This is a genomic window from Allobosea robiniae (assembly GCF_900102525.1).
Lineage (GTDB): Bacteria > Pseudomonadota > Alphaproteobacteria > Rhizobiales > Beijerinckiaceae > Allobosea > Allobosea robiniae.
The window spans coordinates 1-17,057 of sequence record NZ_FNBZ01000015.1 but is presented as its reverse complement, the minus strand read 5'-3'; the positions used below and the strand labels follow the sequence as shown (position 1 = coordinate 17,057).

The following is a 17,057-nucleotide window of genomic DNA, read 5'->3' as shown; positions in this document are numbered from 1 at the left end:
GCCGCTCAGCGTGCCGCCGCGATGACCTCGCGCCGCCAGCGGTTGTTCCACTGGTCGCGCACCTTCAGGACCTCGTTCCAATCGACCGGGATCATGCGGGCGCGGTTCTCCGGCGAGGCGGCGGTGCGCGCCAGCGCCTTGGCATCGATATCGGCCTTGGCATTGGTCGGCGCATAGAACATCCGCTCGGTGAAGGCCTTCTGCGGGCCCTGCGACAGCGCATGCGCGACGAAAGCCGCCGCTGCAGCGCGGTTCTTCGAGCCGGCCGTCAGGTTGATCGTGTTGACCTGGAAGACCGAGCCCTCGGGCGGCAGCAGCGCATTGATCTTGCCGCCGGTCTGGTCGGAATAGAGCTGGGCCCGCGCATTCCAGCCGGTCGCGACCTTCGCCACGCCGTTCAGGATCAGCGAATAACCGTCCGGGTTGGGGTCGAAGGTCTTCACGCCCGGCGCGAGCTCCTTCAGCTTCTTCATCGCGGCGTCGATCGACTTGCGGTAGTCGCCGCCCTCCATCTTCTCGGTCATTGCCGTCAGCGCCAGGCCCTGGATGTTCGGCGGCGCGGCGAGCGCGATATGGCCCTTGAGATCCGGGCGCCAGAGATCGGCGAGCTTGGCGATCTGGGGGCTGAGCGCCGCGTCCTGGACGATCACGAGATGGTCGAAGGTCACCGCCGGGCCGAATTCACCGCCGGCCGCGCGTGCCTCCGGCAGGAGCTCGTTCAGCACCGGGAAATCGGCGGGCGTCAGCTTCTCGAACAGGCCCTCGAGATTGCCGATGCTCGAGGTGGTGACGTCCATGATCACCACGTCGGTCTGCGGATCGGCCTTCTGCGCTCGCACGCTGCCGACCATCTGGGCCGAGGAGCCGCCGGGCACGAAGTTCACCTTCACGCCCGGATGCGCCTGCTGGAACGGCTCGATCACCGCCTTGGTGTAGTTGTCCTGGAAGATGCCCGCATAGGACATCAGCGTGATCTGCCCCGAGAGTGTCTGCGCCCGGAGAACGGCCGGCATCGCGATCGTGGCGAGGCCGGACTGGATGACGAGGCGGCGGGTGAGCATGGGATAACTCCTGCTGTGACGCCGCCTCGGGCGGCTGGTTAGCGAGCTGTCAGCTCAGGCCGGAATCTTGGCGGCGAAATGGGCCACGAAGCGCGCGACGACATCGCTCAGCTTCTCCGCCAGCTTCGCCCCCGTCTCGGCCGAGCAGAGCGTCGGATCGCCCTTGCCGACGCCGTCATGATAGACCTCGTCGTATTCGTGCGGCACCCCCACTTCGGCGCCGTCGAAGCTCGCGGTACCCAGGCCCGTGAAGGGCAGGTCGAGGATGGGATCGCGCTTCATCGGCTTGCCGGCCGGGATGAGGTCCTTGCGGATCAACTCGGGGAAGAGGTGCAGGCCGAGGCTGGTCAGCGGGTCGGCGCCATGGCCGGAGACCTTCGCCGACGTCTCGGCGCCGACGATGCCCGGCAGCATGCCGTAGGCGATGCGCCAGAGATAGAGGCTCGGCAGCACGATGCGCTCGCGCTGGTAGAGCTCGCGCGCGACCTCGGAGATCGGGCCGACATTGCCGCCATGGCCGTTGATCACGATGATCCGGGTCAGGCCGTTGCGATGCAGCGAGTCGACCATCTCGGCGATCACGGCCGTCAGCGTGCTCTGCGAGATGGCGATGCCGCCGATCATCGGGCCGAACCAGTCCGCCCCGCCATAGGGCAGCACCGGCGCGACCAGCGTGCGCGTGCCGGCCTTGCTCGCCTGCAGGGCGGCAAGCTCGGCGATCTTTTCGGCCAGCAGGTAGTCGCCCATCGGCGCATGCGGACCCTGGTCCTCGTGGCTGCCCATCGGCAGCAGGATCACCGGATTGGACTGGAGCAGCTCGCGCGCCTCCCCGCCCGTGATGGTGCCCATATGGACGAGAGGATCTGTCTTGGTAGCCATGGCGTGGTCCTTCCTTGGGAAATACTTGGTTCGTCAGCGCTCGCTGGTGCGCGGGTCGAGGATGTCGCGCAGCGCGTCGCAGAGCAGGTTCATGGCGAGGATCGTCAGGGTCAGCACGGCACAGGGCCAGAGCAGCAGCAGCGGCGCCTGCTCCATGGTCGAGCGCGCCCCGCGGATCATCAGCCCCCAGGACGGTGCCGGCGGCACGACGCCCAGCCCCAGAAAGGACAGCCCGCTCTCGATCACCACGGCGGCGGCGACCGCCAGCGAGAACTGCACCAGCAGCGGCCCCGCGATATTGGGCAGCACGGTGCGGAACAACAGATGCGACTGCGTGGCGCCGAGCGCCCGCGTCGCCTCGACATAGTCCCGCCCCTTCACCGCGATCACCTCGGCATAGGTCACCCGCGCGAAGCCGGGCAAATAGAGCACCGAGAGCACGAGGATAAGCGTTCCGGCGCCGGGGCCGAGCAGCGTCACCACCAGCAGCGCCAGCAGCACCGGCGGGAAGCACATGATGATCTCGACGCTGCGCACCGTGAGAAAAGCGCCCCAGCTCCGCGCCCAGCCGCCGATCAGCCCGAGCGTGATGCCGACGAGCCCGGCAAACAGCGCCGAGACGAAGGCGACGGACAAGCTGGTGCGCGCGCCCCAGACCAGTCGCGAGAGCACGTCGCGGCCGAACTCGTCGCGCCCGAGCCAGGACCCCGCCATCGGCCCGGCCAGGCGCTGCGCCACATCCTGCTTGACGGGATCGGGCAGCGGCAGAAGCGGTGCCGTCAGAGCCATCAGCAGGATCACGGCGACCACGCCGCCGGGCACCAGAAGCCGTGTGAATCCGCGCCGCCTCATGCGTGCTGCACCCGTGGGTCGATCGCCGCGTGCAGCAATTCGACGAGGAGATTGATCAGCAGGAACAGCACCGAGATCGTCAGGATGATGCCGACCACCATCGGATAGTCGCGCCCCTCGACGGCACGCAGCAGCGGCGTCGACAGGCCCGGCCAGTTGAAGACATATTCGACCAGCACGGTCCCACCGAGCAAGGTTCCCATCTGGAGACCCAGCACGGTAACGACCGGGTTCAGTGCGTTGCGCAGCACATGCACGACGAGAACCCGTCGCGGCGAAAGCCCCTTGGCCTGCGCGGTCCGGACATAATCATGGGCGAGCGCGTCGAGCGTCGCGGCGCGCGTCATCCGGAACAGCACGGCCGCAAGCCCCTTGGCGATCGCCACCGCCGGCAGCGTCAGGAGTTTGAAGTGCTGGGCCGGGTCCTGCGTGAGCGGAACGAAGCCGCCCGCCGGCATCAATCGCAGCGTCTGCGCCAGCAGCAGCACCAGCAGGGTGCCGACGACGAAGACCGGCACCGCCAGCAACAGCGCGGTGATCCAGGAGGCGACGCGGTCGAAGGCGCCGCCCCGATGGACCGCGGCATAGACGCCCGATGGCACGCCGATCACGAGCGCGATCAGGGTTCCCGTCAGGATCAGCTCCAGCGTGCGCGGCAGCCGGAGCGCGATCTCTTGGATGACGGGATAGTCGTCGATCAGTGACGTGCCGAGATCCCCTCGCGCCAGCCCCGCCAGGAAATGGCCGTACTGGACCAGGAGCGGCTGATCGAGCCCGAGCTTCTCGCGCAGTTCCTGCACGGTCGCCGGATCAGGCATGGCGCCCGATGTCGACAGGAGCAGCTCGGCCGGGTCTCCGGGCACCATATGCAGCGCCAGGAACACGATCGTCGCCACGACCCAGGCCATCGCCAGGGTCAGAGCCAGCCGCCGTCCGAGCCAGGCCGCGCTCATCCGAAATAGGTCTCCTCGAGCTGATTGCCGGAGGATGTCGAGAGCGCGCCGGGCAGGTTGGTGAAGCCTTGGATGCCCTTGTCCATGCCATAGCCCTGCTGGCGCCAGGCGAGGCCGACGAGCGGCACCTCCTCGAGCGCGGCGCGCTGCATCTCCTTGTAGATCTCGACGCGCTTGTCCTGGTCGAACTCGGCCCGGCCCTTGGCGAGTGCGGCGATGGTGCGCGGCGCATCGACCTTGAAGGAGCGGCCATGCGTCGGCGAGAGCGAGGTGTCGAGCACCACGGTCAATCCGTCCGGATCGTTGTTGTCCGAGGACACCCCGTGGATCGCCATGTCGTACTGGCCGCGCGAGCCGCGGCTCACCCGCGTCGACCAGTCCGGCAATTGCAGCTCCGCCTGGATGCCGATCGCCGCGAGATATTGCTGGACGATCTCGGCGGTGTCCTTGTGCATGCCGAACTGGGCGGTGGCGAGCAGTGTCGTCTGGAAGCCGTTGGCATGGCCGGCTTCCGCCAGCAGCGCCTTGGCCCGGGTCGGATCATAGTTCCAGCCATGCGCCAGCTCCTTGTCGTACCAGGGCGTGCCCTCGACGATCGGCACGCCTTCGAGCGGCTTGCCGCGCCCGAAGAAGGCGACCTTGACGATGTCCTCGCGTTTCACCGCATGCGCAACGGCCCGGCGCACGCGCGGATCGTTGAACGGAGGTTTCGTGCCGTTGAAGAGCACGTCCATGAACGGCCCCTCCTGGTTGTCGAGCTTGAGGCGCGGATCGGCCTCGACCGTCGCCATCGACTGCCAGGGCACGTATTCGATCATGTCGACATCGCCTGAGATCAGCGCGGCGTTGCGCAGGTTCTCGTCGGCATAGACGATGAACTTGATGCCCTTCGCCTTCGGGATGCCCGGCTTGTAGAACTTGTCGAAGGCCGCAAGCTCCACCGAAGTGCCGCGCTCCTGCCCGACGAGGCGGAAGGGACCTGCGCCGATCGGCTCGTTCGGGCTCGATTTCCGCCAGATGACGAAGGTGTTGTAGTTGGCGAACCAGCTCGGCAGCGTCGCCTGCGGCCCCTTGGTGACCAAGCGGACCGTCTGCGGATCGGGAATCTCGACCTTCTCGATCAACTGGAACTGCGTGCGCATATAGGCGGTCGATTTTTCGCCGGCGATCTGCTCGATCGACCATTTCACGTCATCGGCGGTGACCGGCTCGCCATTGTGGAAGACGCAGCCCTTGCGCAGCTTGAAGACCCAGGCGCCCTCGGGATCGCGCGACCAGGACTCGGCGAGTTCGCCGCGCAGCTCACCCTTGGAATCGTAGGAGACGAGGCTGCGGTTGATCAGCATCTTGACGGTGCCGGCCGACGCCCCCGTCGAGACCCAGGGTTGGAGGTTCGGCGGAAAGGCCGACAGGCCGTAGCGGATGATGCCGGCGGCGCGCTGTGCGCTCGCGGGGCGGATCAGGAAAGGCGAGGCCAGCAGCGGGCCGGCAAGGCCGGCACCAAGGACGGAACGGCGAGAGATGGTCATGGGCTGATCCTCTGCTGCTGGGTCCGGCTGTCCGCGGGCTTAAGCCCTGTCGGTTCCCGTCGATGGCGGGAAGGGCGGAGCCGGGCTGATGCGAGCAATAACCGCGCCAGCGATCCGACAAAGCCGCCTGCGCCGGGCCGATCGGCCCGGTCTGCAGCTTCCTGTCGCGAAGGTGGCGTGCACGGTCATGCGGTTCCCCGGCACGGCTTCGCTATAGACGAATAGGCGAGCCGCGCTCTTGATGCGTCATGTATACGTGGCGGATTTTTTGCTGTCTACTCTCGACAGCCCTAGAAAAGACCGAAGGGGGCGCGTTGTCGATGGCCATGATCGAACAGGACGAGATGGCTGCCTTGCGGGGCAAGCCGACCCGGGAACGGGTCTATCTCTATGTGCGCGAGCAGATCCTGCGCGGCCGCTTCCTCGGCGGCTGCTTCATCGAGGAGGAGGAAATCTCATCGGCGCTCGGAGTGTCGCGAACGCCCGTCCGCGAGGCTTTCCATCGCCTGGAGGCGGAACGTTTCATCGATTTGCTGCCGCGCCGCGGCGCCCTCGTCCGGCAGGTCACGGCGCAGGAGCTGCTCGACCTCTACGAGGCCCGGCGCATGATCGAAAGCCATGCGATCCGCCGCATCTGCCGTGAGGAATTGCCGCTTCCTGCCGACATGCATGCGATCCTCGCAGAGCTGGAGCACCTGCCGCAGGGCGACTATTTCAATCGGGTCGAGCTGAACCGCGAGTTTCACTTCGTCATGATCGCCGCGGTCGGCAATGTCGTATTGTCGGACCTCTACCAGTCGCTGGGCGCCCGCCAGCAGCGCGTCGCGATGACGGCGATCAGCACCGACCCGACCCGCGTCGCGCGGATCAGCAGGGAACATCACGCCCTGATCGCCGCCCTTTCCGAATGGGATGAGGAAAAGGCGCTGGCGATCCTCGAGCAGCATCTGCGCCCGATCGTCGGCGTGATCTCGCGGCTGCCGGAGCAGGCAGCCGAAGCCTGACGCGCCAACCCAGGTCGGCAGGCCCCGGATCGCGCCGCAGCGGTCCCCGCCCGGCTATGGAGCCGGGCGTCCTTGCATCACAGTGATCGACAAGCCGCTTCAGAACATGTGGAAGGGCGGCTTGGCATCATCGGGCAGGAGCGGCTTGTAAGGCGTCCGGGTCAGGCGCTCCGCAAAATCGGCCTTGGCCTGTTCCAGCAAGCCCGGCTCGACGAGCACGTCCGTGGCGACGCCCGCCATGATCTTGGCGACGTGAACCATGCCCTTGTGGGCCAGCGGCGACTGCCCATGCGCGGTCAATTGCCAGGAATGGCCGGGCGTGCCGATCGTATAGGTCGCGCCCCGTGCCTGGACCGTCGGCACGGCCCATGAGACGTCGCCGACATCGGTCGAGCCCATCATCCGCGGTCCCGGTGCTTCCTTGGGCGCGATCGCGTTGCACAGCGGGAAATCCGTCGCCGGCAATCCCGAACGGCGGAAGGCGCTTTCGATATGCGCGGGCGTCACCGTCTTCTGCATGCGCCTGGCGAAGGCGACGTCCTCCGCATCGAAGGGCGGCGGGCCGAGCCGGTCGAAATTGCGCTGCATGGCGTCTTCCAGCGGCGTGTTCGCCAGCAGGCTGCTCATCGCGCTGACGACTTCGCTGGTGACGGTGGTCTCCGTCATCAACGCGGCGCCATCGGCGATCTTCCGGACGCGGGCGAGGAGCTCGTGGACCTGTGAGACCATCGTCGCGCGCACGACATAGCGCAGCCTGGCCTTGGCCTGCACGACGTTCGGCGCGATGCCGCCGGCGTCCAGATAGGCGTAATGGATACGCGCATCGCTCGGCATGTGCTCGCGCATGTAGTTGACGCCGACATTCATCAACTCGGCCGCATCGAGCGCCGACCGGCCGAGATGCGGAGCGGCGGCGGCATGCGAGGCGCGGCCGGTGAACTCGAAATCGATCGTCGTGTTGGCGAGCGAGATGGCCGCCGTCACCGCCGCGAAATCCGCCGGATGCCAGGAAATCGCGATGTCCACATCCTTGAAGGCGCCCTCCTTGACCATGAACGCCTTGCCGGCGCCGCCTTCCTCGGCCGGGCAGCCATAATAGCGGACGCGGCCCTTGAGCCCGCGTTCCGCGAGGAAATCCTTGACCGCGGCAGCCGCCAGCATGGCGCCGGCGCCGAGCAGGTTATGGCCGCAGCCATGGCCGGCCGGCTGGTTCGGAAGCGGCTGATGCTCGGACAGGCCCGGCGTCTGCGACAGCTCCGGCAGCGCATCGTATTCGCCGAGAATGGCGATCACCGGGCCCTCTTCCCCCGCCTCGCCCATGACCGCGGTCGGCAATCCGGCGATGCCCGTCTCCACGCGAAACCCCTCGCGCCGAAGCTGCTCGGCATGGGCCGCAGCCGACTTGACCTCGCGATAGTTGAGCTCGGGCATTTCGAAGACGCGATCGCTCAGTTCGATGTAATCAGCCTGCTTTGCATCGACGATCGTCCAAATCTTGTCGGTATTCTGCACTGCCTTCTCCCGCGATGCATGGCGCCCACATGGGCCACTGAAGGCCGCCATCATCGCAACGGTTCGGCGGTCAGCGGCCCCAACCAGGCGAGGCTACTACAGGGCCGGCGACAGAACGGCTGAATTTTACGCCAAAGAATCGGCGATTGTTGCGGGCAAGGGCGTGCCGTTCGCGAAGGAGGTGATGGGCTGGTGCGGTCTTCGAAGCAGCGGACGTACGAGATGCTGACTTTCTCTGCTTGAATTGCCGAACTCGGCCAAGCAGCCTCGCCTGCGCTGCTGCGGAATTGGAGGTGGCCAGCGATATAGGGGACGGAATCGATAAGCTTGCGGGCATAATCGCTCGTCGGATCAGTCAACACCGGCCGGCGCATCGATGCGCGCGCCTGCGACGATGCCCATTGGGCCGTATCGCCTGGTCGAACCCGATTTACCTTTAGACTTACTAGGCGATAGGGCGAGGCATCGCGGCGACCAGCTTGCGCGTATAAGCCTCGACCGGGTGCGTGACGAGCGCTCCGGCCTCGCCCTGCTCGACGACCTTGCCGCGATGCATCACTGCAATCCGGTCGGAGACCCAGCGCACGATCTCGATGTCGTGGCCGATGAACAGCATGGCGAAGCCGCGTTTCTGCTGTAGCGCCTTGAGTGTGCGCAACACCTGCATCTGCACGGTCGCGTCGAGCGCGGAAACGATCTCGTCGCAGATCAAAAGGCTCGGCTCGGAAAGAAGCGCGCGGGCGATGCAGACACGCTGGCGCTGCCCGCCCGAAAGCTGGTGCGGATAGCGTCCGAGATAGTCGGGCGTCAGGTTCACATCGGCGAGTGCGCTGCCGAGCTTGGCACGATCGTCAGGGCCGCTGAGGCCGAGCAGTTCGAGCGGCTCGCGCATCGCCTTCTCGATGGTGAGCCGCGGGTTGAGCGCACCGTACGGATTCTGGAAGATGATCTGGCAGCGCTTGCGCATGGCAGGTGTCAGGCGGAAGTTCCGCGCCGCCAGCGATTCACCGAACAAGGCGATGTCGCCGCCGCCGGGTCGGGCCAGCCCGATGATCAGCTTGGCCAGGGTTGACTTGCCTGAACCGGATTCTCCGAGAATGCCGAGCGTTTCGCCCGGCGCGATCGCGATCGAAATACCGTCCACCGCCCGGAACGGCTTCGAGAACAGGCGCTTGGCCGGATATTCGTATTGGAGGCCGCTGATCGCGAGCAGGGGTTCGGCGCTCGAACGCGGCGCGGTTGCAGGCAGTTCGGCGAGCATGGTGCGCGTGGAGACCAGCATCCGCGTATACGGGTCCTTCGGTGAGAGCAGCACCTCGGCCGTGGGACCCTGTTCGACGCAGCGCCCCTTGTGCATGACCACGATCTGGTCGGCGAGTTGGCTTGCCGCGGCGAGATCATGGGTGATGAACAGCATCGCGTTGCCGAGCCGGTCCTGCAGGCGCCTGAGCAGGGCCAGGATCTCCGCCTGCACGGTGGCGTCGAGTGCGCTGGTCGGCTCGTCGGCGATCAGCAATTTCGGTTCGGCAGCAAGCGCCATCGCCGTCATCACGCGCTGCTGCTGACCGCCGGACAATTCATGCGGATAGCGGCTGGCGATCGTGGCCGGATCCGACATCTCGACGAGCTGAAGCAATTCGAGGATCCGCGCGCGGCGCTTGGTGCCGTCGCCGTGCCCGAGCCGGCGCAGCGCCTCGTCGATTTGCGCGCCTGCCGTCATGAAGGGATTGAGGCAGCTCATCGGGTCCTGAAAGACGACCGAGATGTCGCGGCCGCGCAACGGCCGCATCGCGGTCTCGTCCGCCGGATCGAGCGGCTTGCCGTCGAAGACGATCGCGGAGCGCGCTGCCATCGTGATCCCGGGCGGCAGCAGACCCATGATCGCTGAGGCCGTCATCGATTTTCCGGAACCGGATTCGCCGATCAGCGCCACAGTCTCGCCCGGCGCCAGCGCAAAGGAGATCGAGTCCACCAGTTTTCGGCCGTGGATGATGACGTCGAGGTCGCGGATTTCGAGCAGTTTGCCGATCATGCAAGCCTCGGATCGATCAGGCGATGGAGGATGTCGATCACAGTGTTGATCAGCACCAGAGCCACTGCGATGACGGTTACGGCAGCGAGGATGATCGGATAGTCGCGGCCGTGAATGGCGTTCAGCGTCAGGCTGCCGATGCCGGGCAGCGCAAACAGCACCTCCATGGTCAGCGACCCCGCGACGAGCCCGCCAAGCGCGAGACCCGACAGCGCCAGCATGATCGGCGCGGCCGCCGGCAGGACATGGGCGATGGCGATGCGCCAGGGCGAGAGCCCCTTGGCGCGCGCCGTGCGGACATGGGGCAGCATGACCGCCTCCTTCAACTCCTCGCGCAGCGACTTGACGATCTGCCCGGCGTTGTCGAGCCCTATGATGATCACCGGCATCAGCAGGCCGCCGATCACCGGCAGCCAGCCGAGCCAGATCGAAAAGATCAGGATCGCGGCGAAACCGGCGCAGAAGGTCGGCACCGCGATCGACCAGATGTTGATCCCGTCGATCAGCCCGTCGAGCCAGCGCGAGCGGAAAGCCGTGGCAGCGATGGCCAGCAGCAGCGCCAGCCCGACCCCGAAGGCAAAGCTGAGGAAGGCGAATCTCAGCGTCACCGGCAGCGCGTTCGCCAGCATGTCCGAAACAGGCTGATCGAAGCGCAGCGACCGACCAAAATCGCCCTGCAGCGCGTGCGAGACCCAGGTCACGAACTGTGACAGCAGCGGCTGGTCGAGGCCGAGCGCGCGGCGCATCTCGACCTGCTGGTCGGCGGTCAGCCCGCCTTCGAGGCCGAGCACGTCGACGACGTCGCCGGGCATCACGCGGCAGAGGAAGAAGGTCAGTGCGACGATGCAGGCGGCCTGGACGAGCCCGCGCAGCACGGCGAAGAGGACGGAAGCGAGACGATCCATGCTTGTGCCTCCTCAGCGCGGCATTGCGAGTTGCGGGTCGATCTCGGCCGGCTCGGCCGCCTCCCCGGCGTTCTCGCGGACCGGGTCGAGCCAGCGTCGCAGATCGTTGCCAAGCACCGAGAGGCTGAGCGTCAGAACCACCAGCGCCAGGACCGGTATGACGATGGCGTGCGGCGCGCGCTCGATGAAGCGGCTGGAATCGGCGATCATCCGCCCCCAGGTCGGAGCATCGGGCGAGGAGCCGACTCCGAGAAAGCTCAAGACCGATTCCGTCACGATGCAGCGCGGCAGGATGATCGCGGCCTGGGTGACCAGCGCTCCGACGATGTTGGGCAGGATGTGCCGCACCAGGACGTGGATGCGCCCGCCGCTGAAACTGGTGGCGGCATGCACGTAGTCCCGCACCGCCTCGCGGTGGAACGCGGCGCGCGCGACATAGGCCACGAGCGGGGCGAACGAGATGCCGAGCGCCACGATCAGGGGGCCGGTGCCGCTGCCGAGGCCGACGATCAGCAGCAGCGCGAGCAACGTTCCCGGCAGCGCGCGGATCAGGTCGATGCCGGCGTAGAGGGTCGCTTCGCTCCAGCGTCCGAGCGCCAGCGCGAAGAGACCGAGACCGGCGCCGATCGCAAAGGCGATGGCCGTGCCGGCAATCGAGATACCGAAGGTGAAGCGCGCGCCATAGAGCAGGCGCGCCCAGATATCGCGGCCGAGATGGTCGGTCCCGAGCCAGTAATCCGCGCTCGGCCCCTTGTTGATCGCGAGCAGATCCTGGTCCAGCGGCGAATTGGCTGTCAGCCACGGCGCCACGAGGCCGGCCAGCGCGACGATGGCCACGGCAACAGTCGCAAGCAGCACGCCGACAGGCCAGCGCCGGCCAGCACTGCGCGGCGCGCTCACGGCGATGGGTGGAGCGGACATGGCGCGAATCCTTCCATCCGCGCTCAGCTGTCGATCGTCGTGTGGGCGACGCCGCCGCTCGCCCAGTGACACGCCCAGGTGAAGCCGGACTCGTAGCCTTTGACGCCCTTTTTAACCGCGATCAGGCTCGGCGAATGGCCGATGACATAGAAATAGGCCTTGTCGTCGATGTGCTTGGACGCGGTCAGATAGTTCGCCTTGCGCTTGGCCTGGTCCGGCTCCTGCACGCCGGCATTGATCATCCTGTCGAGCTCGGGATCCTGGATGCCACCCCACAGCGTCGGGTTGGGGCCGTCGCTCATCAGCCGGACATAGCGCAGGAAGATGTCGGCGCGCGGTCCCGACGACATCACATTCATGTCCCAGTCGTATTGGCCAAGCCGCTTCTGCGCGCCGACATCATCGAGCGCGACATGGTTGACCTTGAAGCCGAGCTTCCGGACCATCTGCACCACGACCTGTGCATATGATTCCTGCCAGGACACGAACTCGATCGTATGGTCGGCCGGCTTCACACCGGCATCGGCCAGCAGCTTTTTGGCCTTGTCGAGATCGGGCTTCCGAAACGGATCGGCATCGTGCCAGGCCTTGTCGAAATAGGCATTGCCCGGGGCCACGATCTGGTTGGTGACGATGCCCTGCTCGCCGCCCATGAAGTTCATGAAAGCCGGCTTGTCGACGGCGAGCGCCAACGCCTGGCGCACGCGGATGTCGTCGAACGGCTTACGCGGCTTACGGTTGTTGAAGGCGATCGAAAACCAGCTGGTGTCCTTGAGACCGAGAATGTCAGCGGCGCCCACCTTCTTCAGCGTTTCGGCCGGCTCGCGGTCGAGCTGGATGATGTGCAGGTCGCCGGCTCGCAGCGCGAGGCTCTTGTCGACACCGTCGCGCAGGTCGAACTCGACCCGCTCGACCTTCGGCAAGCCGCTCCTCCAGTAGCCGGGGAAGGCAGGCGCGACGAGCTTCACCTTGGGTTGCCAGGTGCCGAACGTGAAGGGGCCAGTGCCGATCGGCGTCTTGATCGTCTCGTCCCAGCCTTCCGATTTCGGCGACAGGATCCACAATTCGGAGAGCAGGTTGAGGAAAGGCGAATAGGGCGCGTCGAGCGTGACCACGAGCGTGTTGTCGTCGGGTGTCTCGAGCTTGCTGACGAGCTTGATCGCGGTGACGAGCCAGCCGCCCTTCACCTTGTTCTTCACCCGTTCGAGATTGGCCGCGACATCGGCGCTCTTCAGCGTATCGCCATTGTGGAACTTGACGTTCTGGCGGAGCTTGAAGGTGTAGGTCTTGCCATCCGGCGAGACCTGAAAACTCTCGGCCAGGAACGGCTCGACGGCGCCGTCCGACGCGATCGAGGTCAGCGTCTCGACATAGGCCTGCTGCACCGCGATCGAACCGGTGTGGCGGTGCGGATCGGCGGTGTCGAGGCCGAGCGTGGCGTATTTCAGCACGCCTTTGCGGGCGGCCTGGGCCTGCGGCAGGCCGGGAACGCCGAGGACGCCGGCCGTCATGGCGGCCGTACCCGCCAGCAGGGCGCGGCGGCTGATCGCGAGATCGGTTATGCGGTCTGTCATGCGAGCCTCCTTTGAGGGGTTCAGGCGAATTGCCGATTCTGCAGGGCCCGTCCGTCGAGCCCGTCTGCCGGCTGGTCGAGAAAGGTCAGAATGCTGGGCGCGATATCGATCGCCGAGGTCTCGGCCGAGATCTCGTGGCCCCTTGCGAAACCCGGGCCGTCGAGGATCAGAAAGGGCGATTGCTCGTAGCGGCCGAGACCGCCATGCTGGCCGCAGCCGAGCCGGTCGGCCTTGCCCCCGACGGGCTTGGCCGCAAGGCTGAGGCCGGGAACGCCGAACTCATTGACGCCTTCGTCATCGGCCTTCAGCGCCACAGCGAACGCCAGGCCACCGCCTTCGGGAATGCCGGCGGCGGCGAAGGCATCCGGTCCCATCACGCGTCCCGCCCAGCCTTGCTCGCCGAGGAAACGGCCAAGCGCGGGGATGCGGTCGGCATTGCGGCGGTCGACATAGATCAAGGCGGCGGTACCGTTGGGAGCGACGACGACGTCGCCGGACTGGGCTGAATCCTTCAGCCCGGCAGCGACAAGTTCGCCGGCTATATCGACGATCCCCGTGACAGTCTGGTGACCGTGGTCGGAGCCGATCAGCAGGAGGATGTCCTCGCCTGCAGCGCGCGCCGCATCGACCGCCTCAATCAAGAGCTTGGCATGGCCGTCGACGATCTTGAGGGCTTCCAGATGACGCGGCGAGCCGAGCGCGACCTCATGCTGGGTCGTGTCGGGGTGACCGAGCCAGGCCAGCGCGAAGGCAGGCTTCCGCGTGTTCACGACCTCGGCGATGAAGCGGTCGAGCACCGCCCTATCTCCGGCGATGTCACCGGCGACGCTCAGCGCGTCGCTCCCTTCGATCGGTTTGCGGCCGGGGCCATAAGAGCCGGCGCGATGATAGACATGGCCGTGGCCGCGCGGGTCGTGCATGTAGGCGGCACCCGGCGAGACATTGTTGAAAATCACAGCGCCGCCGGTCTCGGCGAGCCGCTCAGTCAGGGTCGGCTGACGCAGGACATGCCCTGTCAGGCGCTCCTTGTGGCCAAGGAATTCGGGCTTGCCGACATCATAGAGCTCGAGATCGTCGCCGTTCAGCAACGCAACAGTATTGCCGGCCAGGCCATGCCCCGATGGCCGGTATCCGGTGGCGAAGGACGAGGAGACGACGCGCGTCACCGACGGGAACACCGAACGGTGGCTGTCGCACCAGGTGGCCCGCGCCTTCAGGGCGACGAGGTTCGGCGTATGCTCCGGCGTCACGAAATCGCGCCGCAGACCGTCGAGGATCAGCGCGACCGCGCGACGGCCGCTGTTGATCTGCGAACCGGCGGCCATCACCGAGCCTCCTGCGTGCCGTTGAGGACATAGTCGAAGATATCGTAATTGTAGAGCTGGCCGCTCCGTGCCTTCTGCCGGTACTCGGCGTTCAGCGGACTGGAGACCGCAAAGGGCACGTCGCGCTCGGCGAGGCTGCCATGCGAGCGCAATCTGGCGCCGGCGAGCTCTTCGAGCTTGTGGGCGCCCTTGCTGGTCCCGAGCGCGACGCCCTTGCTGGCCACCACCGTGACATCGCCCTCCCGCTCCATCGGCAGCTCGAACATGCGGCAAGCGTCCTCGCGGATCAGGGCGTGCTGGATGCCCGGCAGCCCGGCGATGAAATCGCGAACCTCGGCATGGTCGGCTTCGCCGACGACATGGACGCGCACGAAGCCGCCAAGGGCCCCGTGATGGCGCACGAATGGATCGGTGATCGGACAGATCACTTTGAGGCAGCCCGGGCCGAAACGGGCATCGAGCACGTCGCCGAGATAGAGGATGTTCGGCGTTCCGTCGGCAAGCGACAGGTCGGTCATGCCATGGTCGGCCACGACGCCGACAACGGCGCCGAGATCGAGCAGGGCCCCGATGCGGTCGTCGACCGCCTTCATGAAGGCATCGGATTGCGGTGCGCCCGGCGCGTAAGCGTGCTGCACGAAATCCGACAGCGAGAGATAAAGCAGCTCGGCGCGCGCGGCCTTGAGCAGGCGCACGCCAGCGTCGAGCACAAACAGCGAAAGCTCCGGCGAGTATTGGCCGGGCACGGGCGCATCGCCTTGCGCCTCGGCGCTGTCGATACCGTGCTCCTCGATGGTGCAGCTCCTGGCCTTCTCGGCCGAGAAGGCGATGCCGCTCGCGCCGGGACCGGCCAAACCCACTGCCAGCGCCTTGCGCAATTTGTCCTTTGCGGTCACCGCCGCCACCTTGACGCCGGCCTGAGACAGGCTGGCCAGCACCGTCGGGGCGCTCAGCGGCCCTGCGTCGGTCATCATCACTTCGGTTTTCGTGGCGCGGTCGTACCAGTAATTGCCCGAGATTCCGTGAACCCTCGGCGGCGCGCCGCAAATGATCGAGACATTGTTGGGGTTGGTGAAACTCGGCATCGCCGACAAGGCATTGGCGTAGAACCCGTCCGCCAGCATCCGTTTCAAACGCGGCGAGACACCGCGGATGACCGCATCTGCCACATAGGCCGGATCACAACCGTCATAACAGATCACGACGCTCGGGCGCACAGGGCGAGCGTAAAAACGGCCATTCACTTCGATAGACATTGTGCACCGCACCATTTTACTTTTGGACAACTCGGGCAGTTCTTGAGACTTCTTCACTTTACGGATTTACGAAAGCGAATTATGGTCATGCCAATGTGAGGTTTTCTCAAATTCACATCGATATGCACCTCCCGTCCTTGCGCGCGTTGTCCGTTCTGGAAGCCGTCGTTCGCACCGGCAACGTCGTGGCGGCCGCCGATGACCTTCGTGTGACACCGGGTGCGGTGAGCAAGCAGCTCGTTCAGCTGCAGCATGAGATCGAGGCGCCGCTGTTCGAAAGCGGCCACCGGCTGAAGCCGACCCCCTTGGCAACCGAGCTGGCCCAGGCGGTCGGTACCGCATTGCGGCATATCGAGGAGGCGTGGATGTCGGCGACCCGGGTGTCGGACACGCGGGTCATCACCATCGCCGCGAACGCCACCTTGTCGATGCACTGGATCCTGCCCCGGCTCGTCGACGCGGAAGCGAAAATGGGCGGACGCCCGGTCCGGGTCAGCCAGATGCACACCACCGACGAATGGCGACGCCTGCCTTTCGACATCGCGATCGTGCGGCAGGCCGACGATACCGGCGGTTTGGAACGACGGCCGATCGGAATCGAGCGCCTGACGGTGCTGGCCACGCCGGAACGCGCGGAACGGCTGCGGCAAGAGGGCGTTGCGGCGATTGCCCAGGAGACTTTTTTGGTCGCCCGGACGCGGGCCGGCGAGCTTGAGGATTGGCTGGCTGTAGCCGGCATCGACGCGCCAGTCGCGACGCGCTCGACACCGCATTTCTATATTGCCGTCGAGGCTGCCGTCGCGGATCAGGGGTGCGTGATCGGGCCGCCTGGCGTGCTGGCCGACCTGATCCGGCAGAAGCGCCTGGAGCTGCCGTTCCCACATCTCAAATCAGACGGGTCTCTCCTCACGGCGGTGTTCGACCCCCAAGTTTGCCGGCGCAAAACTGCAGATCGCTTGCTGACTTTCCTGTTCGCCGATTTCGGCTAGAGCCGCGCGCAAGCACCATGCAGCCGTTGCGGAGCGGCGCTGAAGCCTGAGACGAGGGTGCTCCACGGGCCGTCCGCGTGAGCAACGCGTCCGGTCATGACCACGGCATCGGCGAATGATGGCATCCGCGTCGACGTTATCGCGCTGCGAGAAGATCGCGAGGACTGCTTACGCGGTCCAGGGCATCGACCACGTCTTGACGTTTGTGAAGGATTTCATGGCCTCGACGACGCCCTCCTTGTAACCGAGGCCGGAATCCTTGATA

The 17,057-nt window shown here is 66.2% G+C and carries 14 protein-coding genes; 2 read left to right on the top strand and 12 right to left on the bottom strand.

Annotation, left to right across the window (positions count from 1 at the left end; translation table 11 throughout):
* Positions 1-5: 5 nt before the first annotated feature.
* From BLQ70_RS24815 to BLQ70_RS24795, 5 genes are read right to left on the bottom strand one after another with little or no spacing between them, the layout of a single operon-like run.
* Entirely contained in the window at positions 6-1,061 is a 1,056-nt protein-coding gene (locus BLQ70_RS24815; RefSeq protein WP_091862873.1) for an extracellular solute-binding protein, read from the bottom strand.
* 54 nt (positions 1,062-1,115) lie between these two features.
* Complete coding sequence (locus BLQ70_RS24810; protein WP_061966702.1) at positions 1,116-1,940, bottom strand: creatininase family protein; 825 nt, start codon at positions 1,938-1,940, stop codon at positions 1,116-1,118.
* A 33-nt stretch (positions 1,941-1,973) separates the two neighbouring features.
* Positions 1,974-2,792 (bottom strand): ABC transporter permease, encoded by an 819-nt coding sequence (locus tag BLQ70_RS24805; RefSeq protein ID WP_091862870.1) that lies wholly within the window; start codon positions 2,790-2,792, stop codon positions 1,974-1,976.
* Positions 2,789-3,745, bottom strand: a complete 957-nt coding sequence (locus tag BLQ70_RS24800; protein WP_061966704.1) for an ABC transporter permease — start codon at positions 3,743-3,745, stop codon at positions 2,789-2,791. Before BLQ70_RS24800 ends, BLQ70_RS24805 begins: the two co-directional genes overlap by 4 nt.
* The gene (locus BLQ70_RS24795) at positions 3,742-5,274 is read right to left on the bottom strand and encodes an ABC transporter substrate-binding protein (protein WP_091862867.1); all 1,533 of its coding nucleotides are present in this window, start codon (positions 5,272-5,274) and stop codon (positions 3,742-3,744) included. The genes BLQ70_RS24800 and BLQ70_RS24795 overlap by 4 nt, the downstream gene beginning before the upstream one ends.
* A gap of 320 nt (positions 5,275-5,594) precedes the next feature.
* On the opposite strand from BLQ70_RS24795, the gene BLQ70_RS24790 reads away from it, so the two are divergent.
* Positions 5,595-6,278 (top strand): GntR family transcriptional regulator, encoded by a 684-nt coding sequence (locus tag BLQ70_RS24790; protein ID WP_061966706.1) that lies wholly within the window; start codon positions 5,595-5,597, stop codon positions 6,276-6,278.
* Between the two features lie 99 nt (positions 6,279-6,377).
* On the opposite strand, the gene BLQ70_RS24785 is transcribed toward BLQ70_RS24790, so the two are convergent.
* From BLQ70_RS24785 to phnA, 7 genes are all read right to left on the bottom strand, one after another.
* A complete protein-coding gene (locus tag BLQ70_RS24785; RefSeq protein WP_091862864.1) occupies positions 6,378-7,790 on the bottom strand; it encodes a M20 family metallopeptidase in 1,413 nt (470 codons plus the stop codon).
* A gap of 445 nt (positions 7,791-8,235) precedes the next feature.
* Complete coding sequence (locus tag BLQ70_RS24780) at positions 8,236-9,822, bottom strand: dipeptide ABC transporter ATP-binding protein (protein WP_091862859.1); 1,587 nt, start codon at positions 9,820-9,822, stop codon at positions 8,236-8,238.
* On the bottom strand, positions 9,819-10,727 hold the full coding sequence (locus BLQ70_RS24775) for an ABC transporter permease (RefSeq protein ID WP_091862856.1): 909 nt from the start codon (positions 10,725-10,727) through the stop codon (positions 9,819-9,821). Before BLQ70_RS24775 ends, BLQ70_RS24780 begins: the two co-directional genes overlap by 4 nt.
* 12 nt (positions 10,728-10,739) lie before the next feature.
* Positions 10,740-11,648, bottom strand: a complete 909-nt coding sequence (locus BLQ70_RS24770; RefSeq protein WP_091862851.1) for an ABC transporter permease — start codon at positions 11,646-11,648, stop codon at positions 10,740-10,742.
* A 23-nt stretch (positions 11,649-11,671) separates the two neighbouring features.
* Positions 11,672-13,222, bottom strand: a complete 1,551-nt coding sequence (locus BLQ70_RS24765; protein WP_170843521.1) for an ABC transporter substrate-binding protein — start codon at positions 13,220-13,222, stop codon at positions 11,672-11,674.
* Positions 13,223-13,242: 20 nt separating this feature from the next.
* Complete coding sequence (locus BLQ70_RS24760) at positions 13,243-14,547, bottom strand: alkaline phosphatase family protein (RefSeq protein ID WP_091862847.1); 1,305 nt, start codon at positions 14,545-14,547, stop codon at positions 13,243-13,245.
* Positions 14,547-15,803, bottom strand: coding sequence for a phosphonoacetate hydrolase (gene phnA / locus BLQ70_RS24755; RefSeq protein WP_342028501.1), 1,257 nt, complete (start codon positions 15,801-15,803; stop codon positions 14,547-14,549). Before phnA ends, BLQ70_RS24760 begins: the two co-directional genes overlap by 1 nt.
* A 137-nt stretch (positions 15,804-15,940) precedes the next feature.
* On the opposite strand from phnA, the gene BLQ70_RS24750 reads away from it, so the two are divergent.
* Positions 15,941-16,792 (top strand): LysR family transcriptional regulator, encoded by an 852-nt coding sequence (locus tag BLQ70_RS24750; protein ID WP_170843520.1) that lies wholly within the window; start codon positions 15,941-15,943, stop codon positions 16,790-16,792.
* Positions 16,793-17,057: the final 265 nt, after the last annotated feature.

Bases quoted from the DNA above. Each gene is read 5' to 3' on its own strand.
- BLQ70_RS24810 (WP_061966702.1), bottom strand. From the start codon at position 1,940: ATGGCTACCAAGACAGATCCTCTCGTCCATATGGGCACCATCACGGGC.
- BLQ70_RS24770 (WP_091862851.1), bottom strand. From the start codon at position 11,648: ATGTCCGCTCCACCCATCGCCGTGAGCGCGCCGCGCAGTGCTGGCCGG.
- BLQ70_RS24790 (WP_061966706.1), top strand. From the start codon at position 5,595: ATGGCCATGATCGAACAGGACGAGATGGCTGCCTTGCGGGGCAAGCCG.
- BLQ70_RS24795 (WP_091862867.1), bottom strand. From the start codon at position 5,274: ATGACCATCTCTCGCCGTTCCGTCCTTGGTGCCGGCCTTGCCGGCCCG.
- BLQ70_RS24815 (WP_091862873.1), bottom strand. From the start codon at position 1,061: ATGCTCACCCGCCGCCTCGTCATCCAGTCCGGCCTCGCCACGATCGCG.
- phnA (WP_342028501.1), bottom strand. From the start codon at position 15,803: ATGTCTATCGAAGTGAATGGCCGTTTTTACGCTCGCCCTGTGCGCCCG.
- BLQ70_RS24760 (WP_091862847.1), bottom strand. From the start codon at position 14,547: ATGGCCGCCGGTTCGCAGATCAACAGCGGCCGTCGCGCGGTCGCGCTG.
- BLQ70_RS24805 (WP_091862870.1), bottom strand. From the start codon at position 2,792: ATGAGGCGGCGCGGATTCACACGGCTTCTGGTGCCCGGCGGCGTGGTC.
- BLQ70_RS24780 (WP_091862859.1), bottom strand. From the start codon at position 9,822: ATGATCGGCAAACTGCTCGAAATCCGCGACCTCGACGTCATCATCCAC.
- BLQ70_RS24800 (WP_061966704.1), bottom strand. From the start codon at position 3,745: ATGAGCGCGGCCTGGCTCGGACGGCGGCTGGCTCTGACCCTGGCGATG.
- BLQ70_RS24765 (WP_170843521.1), bottom strand. From the start codon at position 13,222: ATGACAGACCGCATAACCGATCTCGCGATCAGCCGCCGCGCCCTGCTG.
- BLQ70_RS24775 (WP_091862856.1), bottom strand. From the start codon at position 10,727: ATGGATCGTCTCGCTTCCGTCCTCTTCGCCGTGCTGCGCGGGCTCGTC.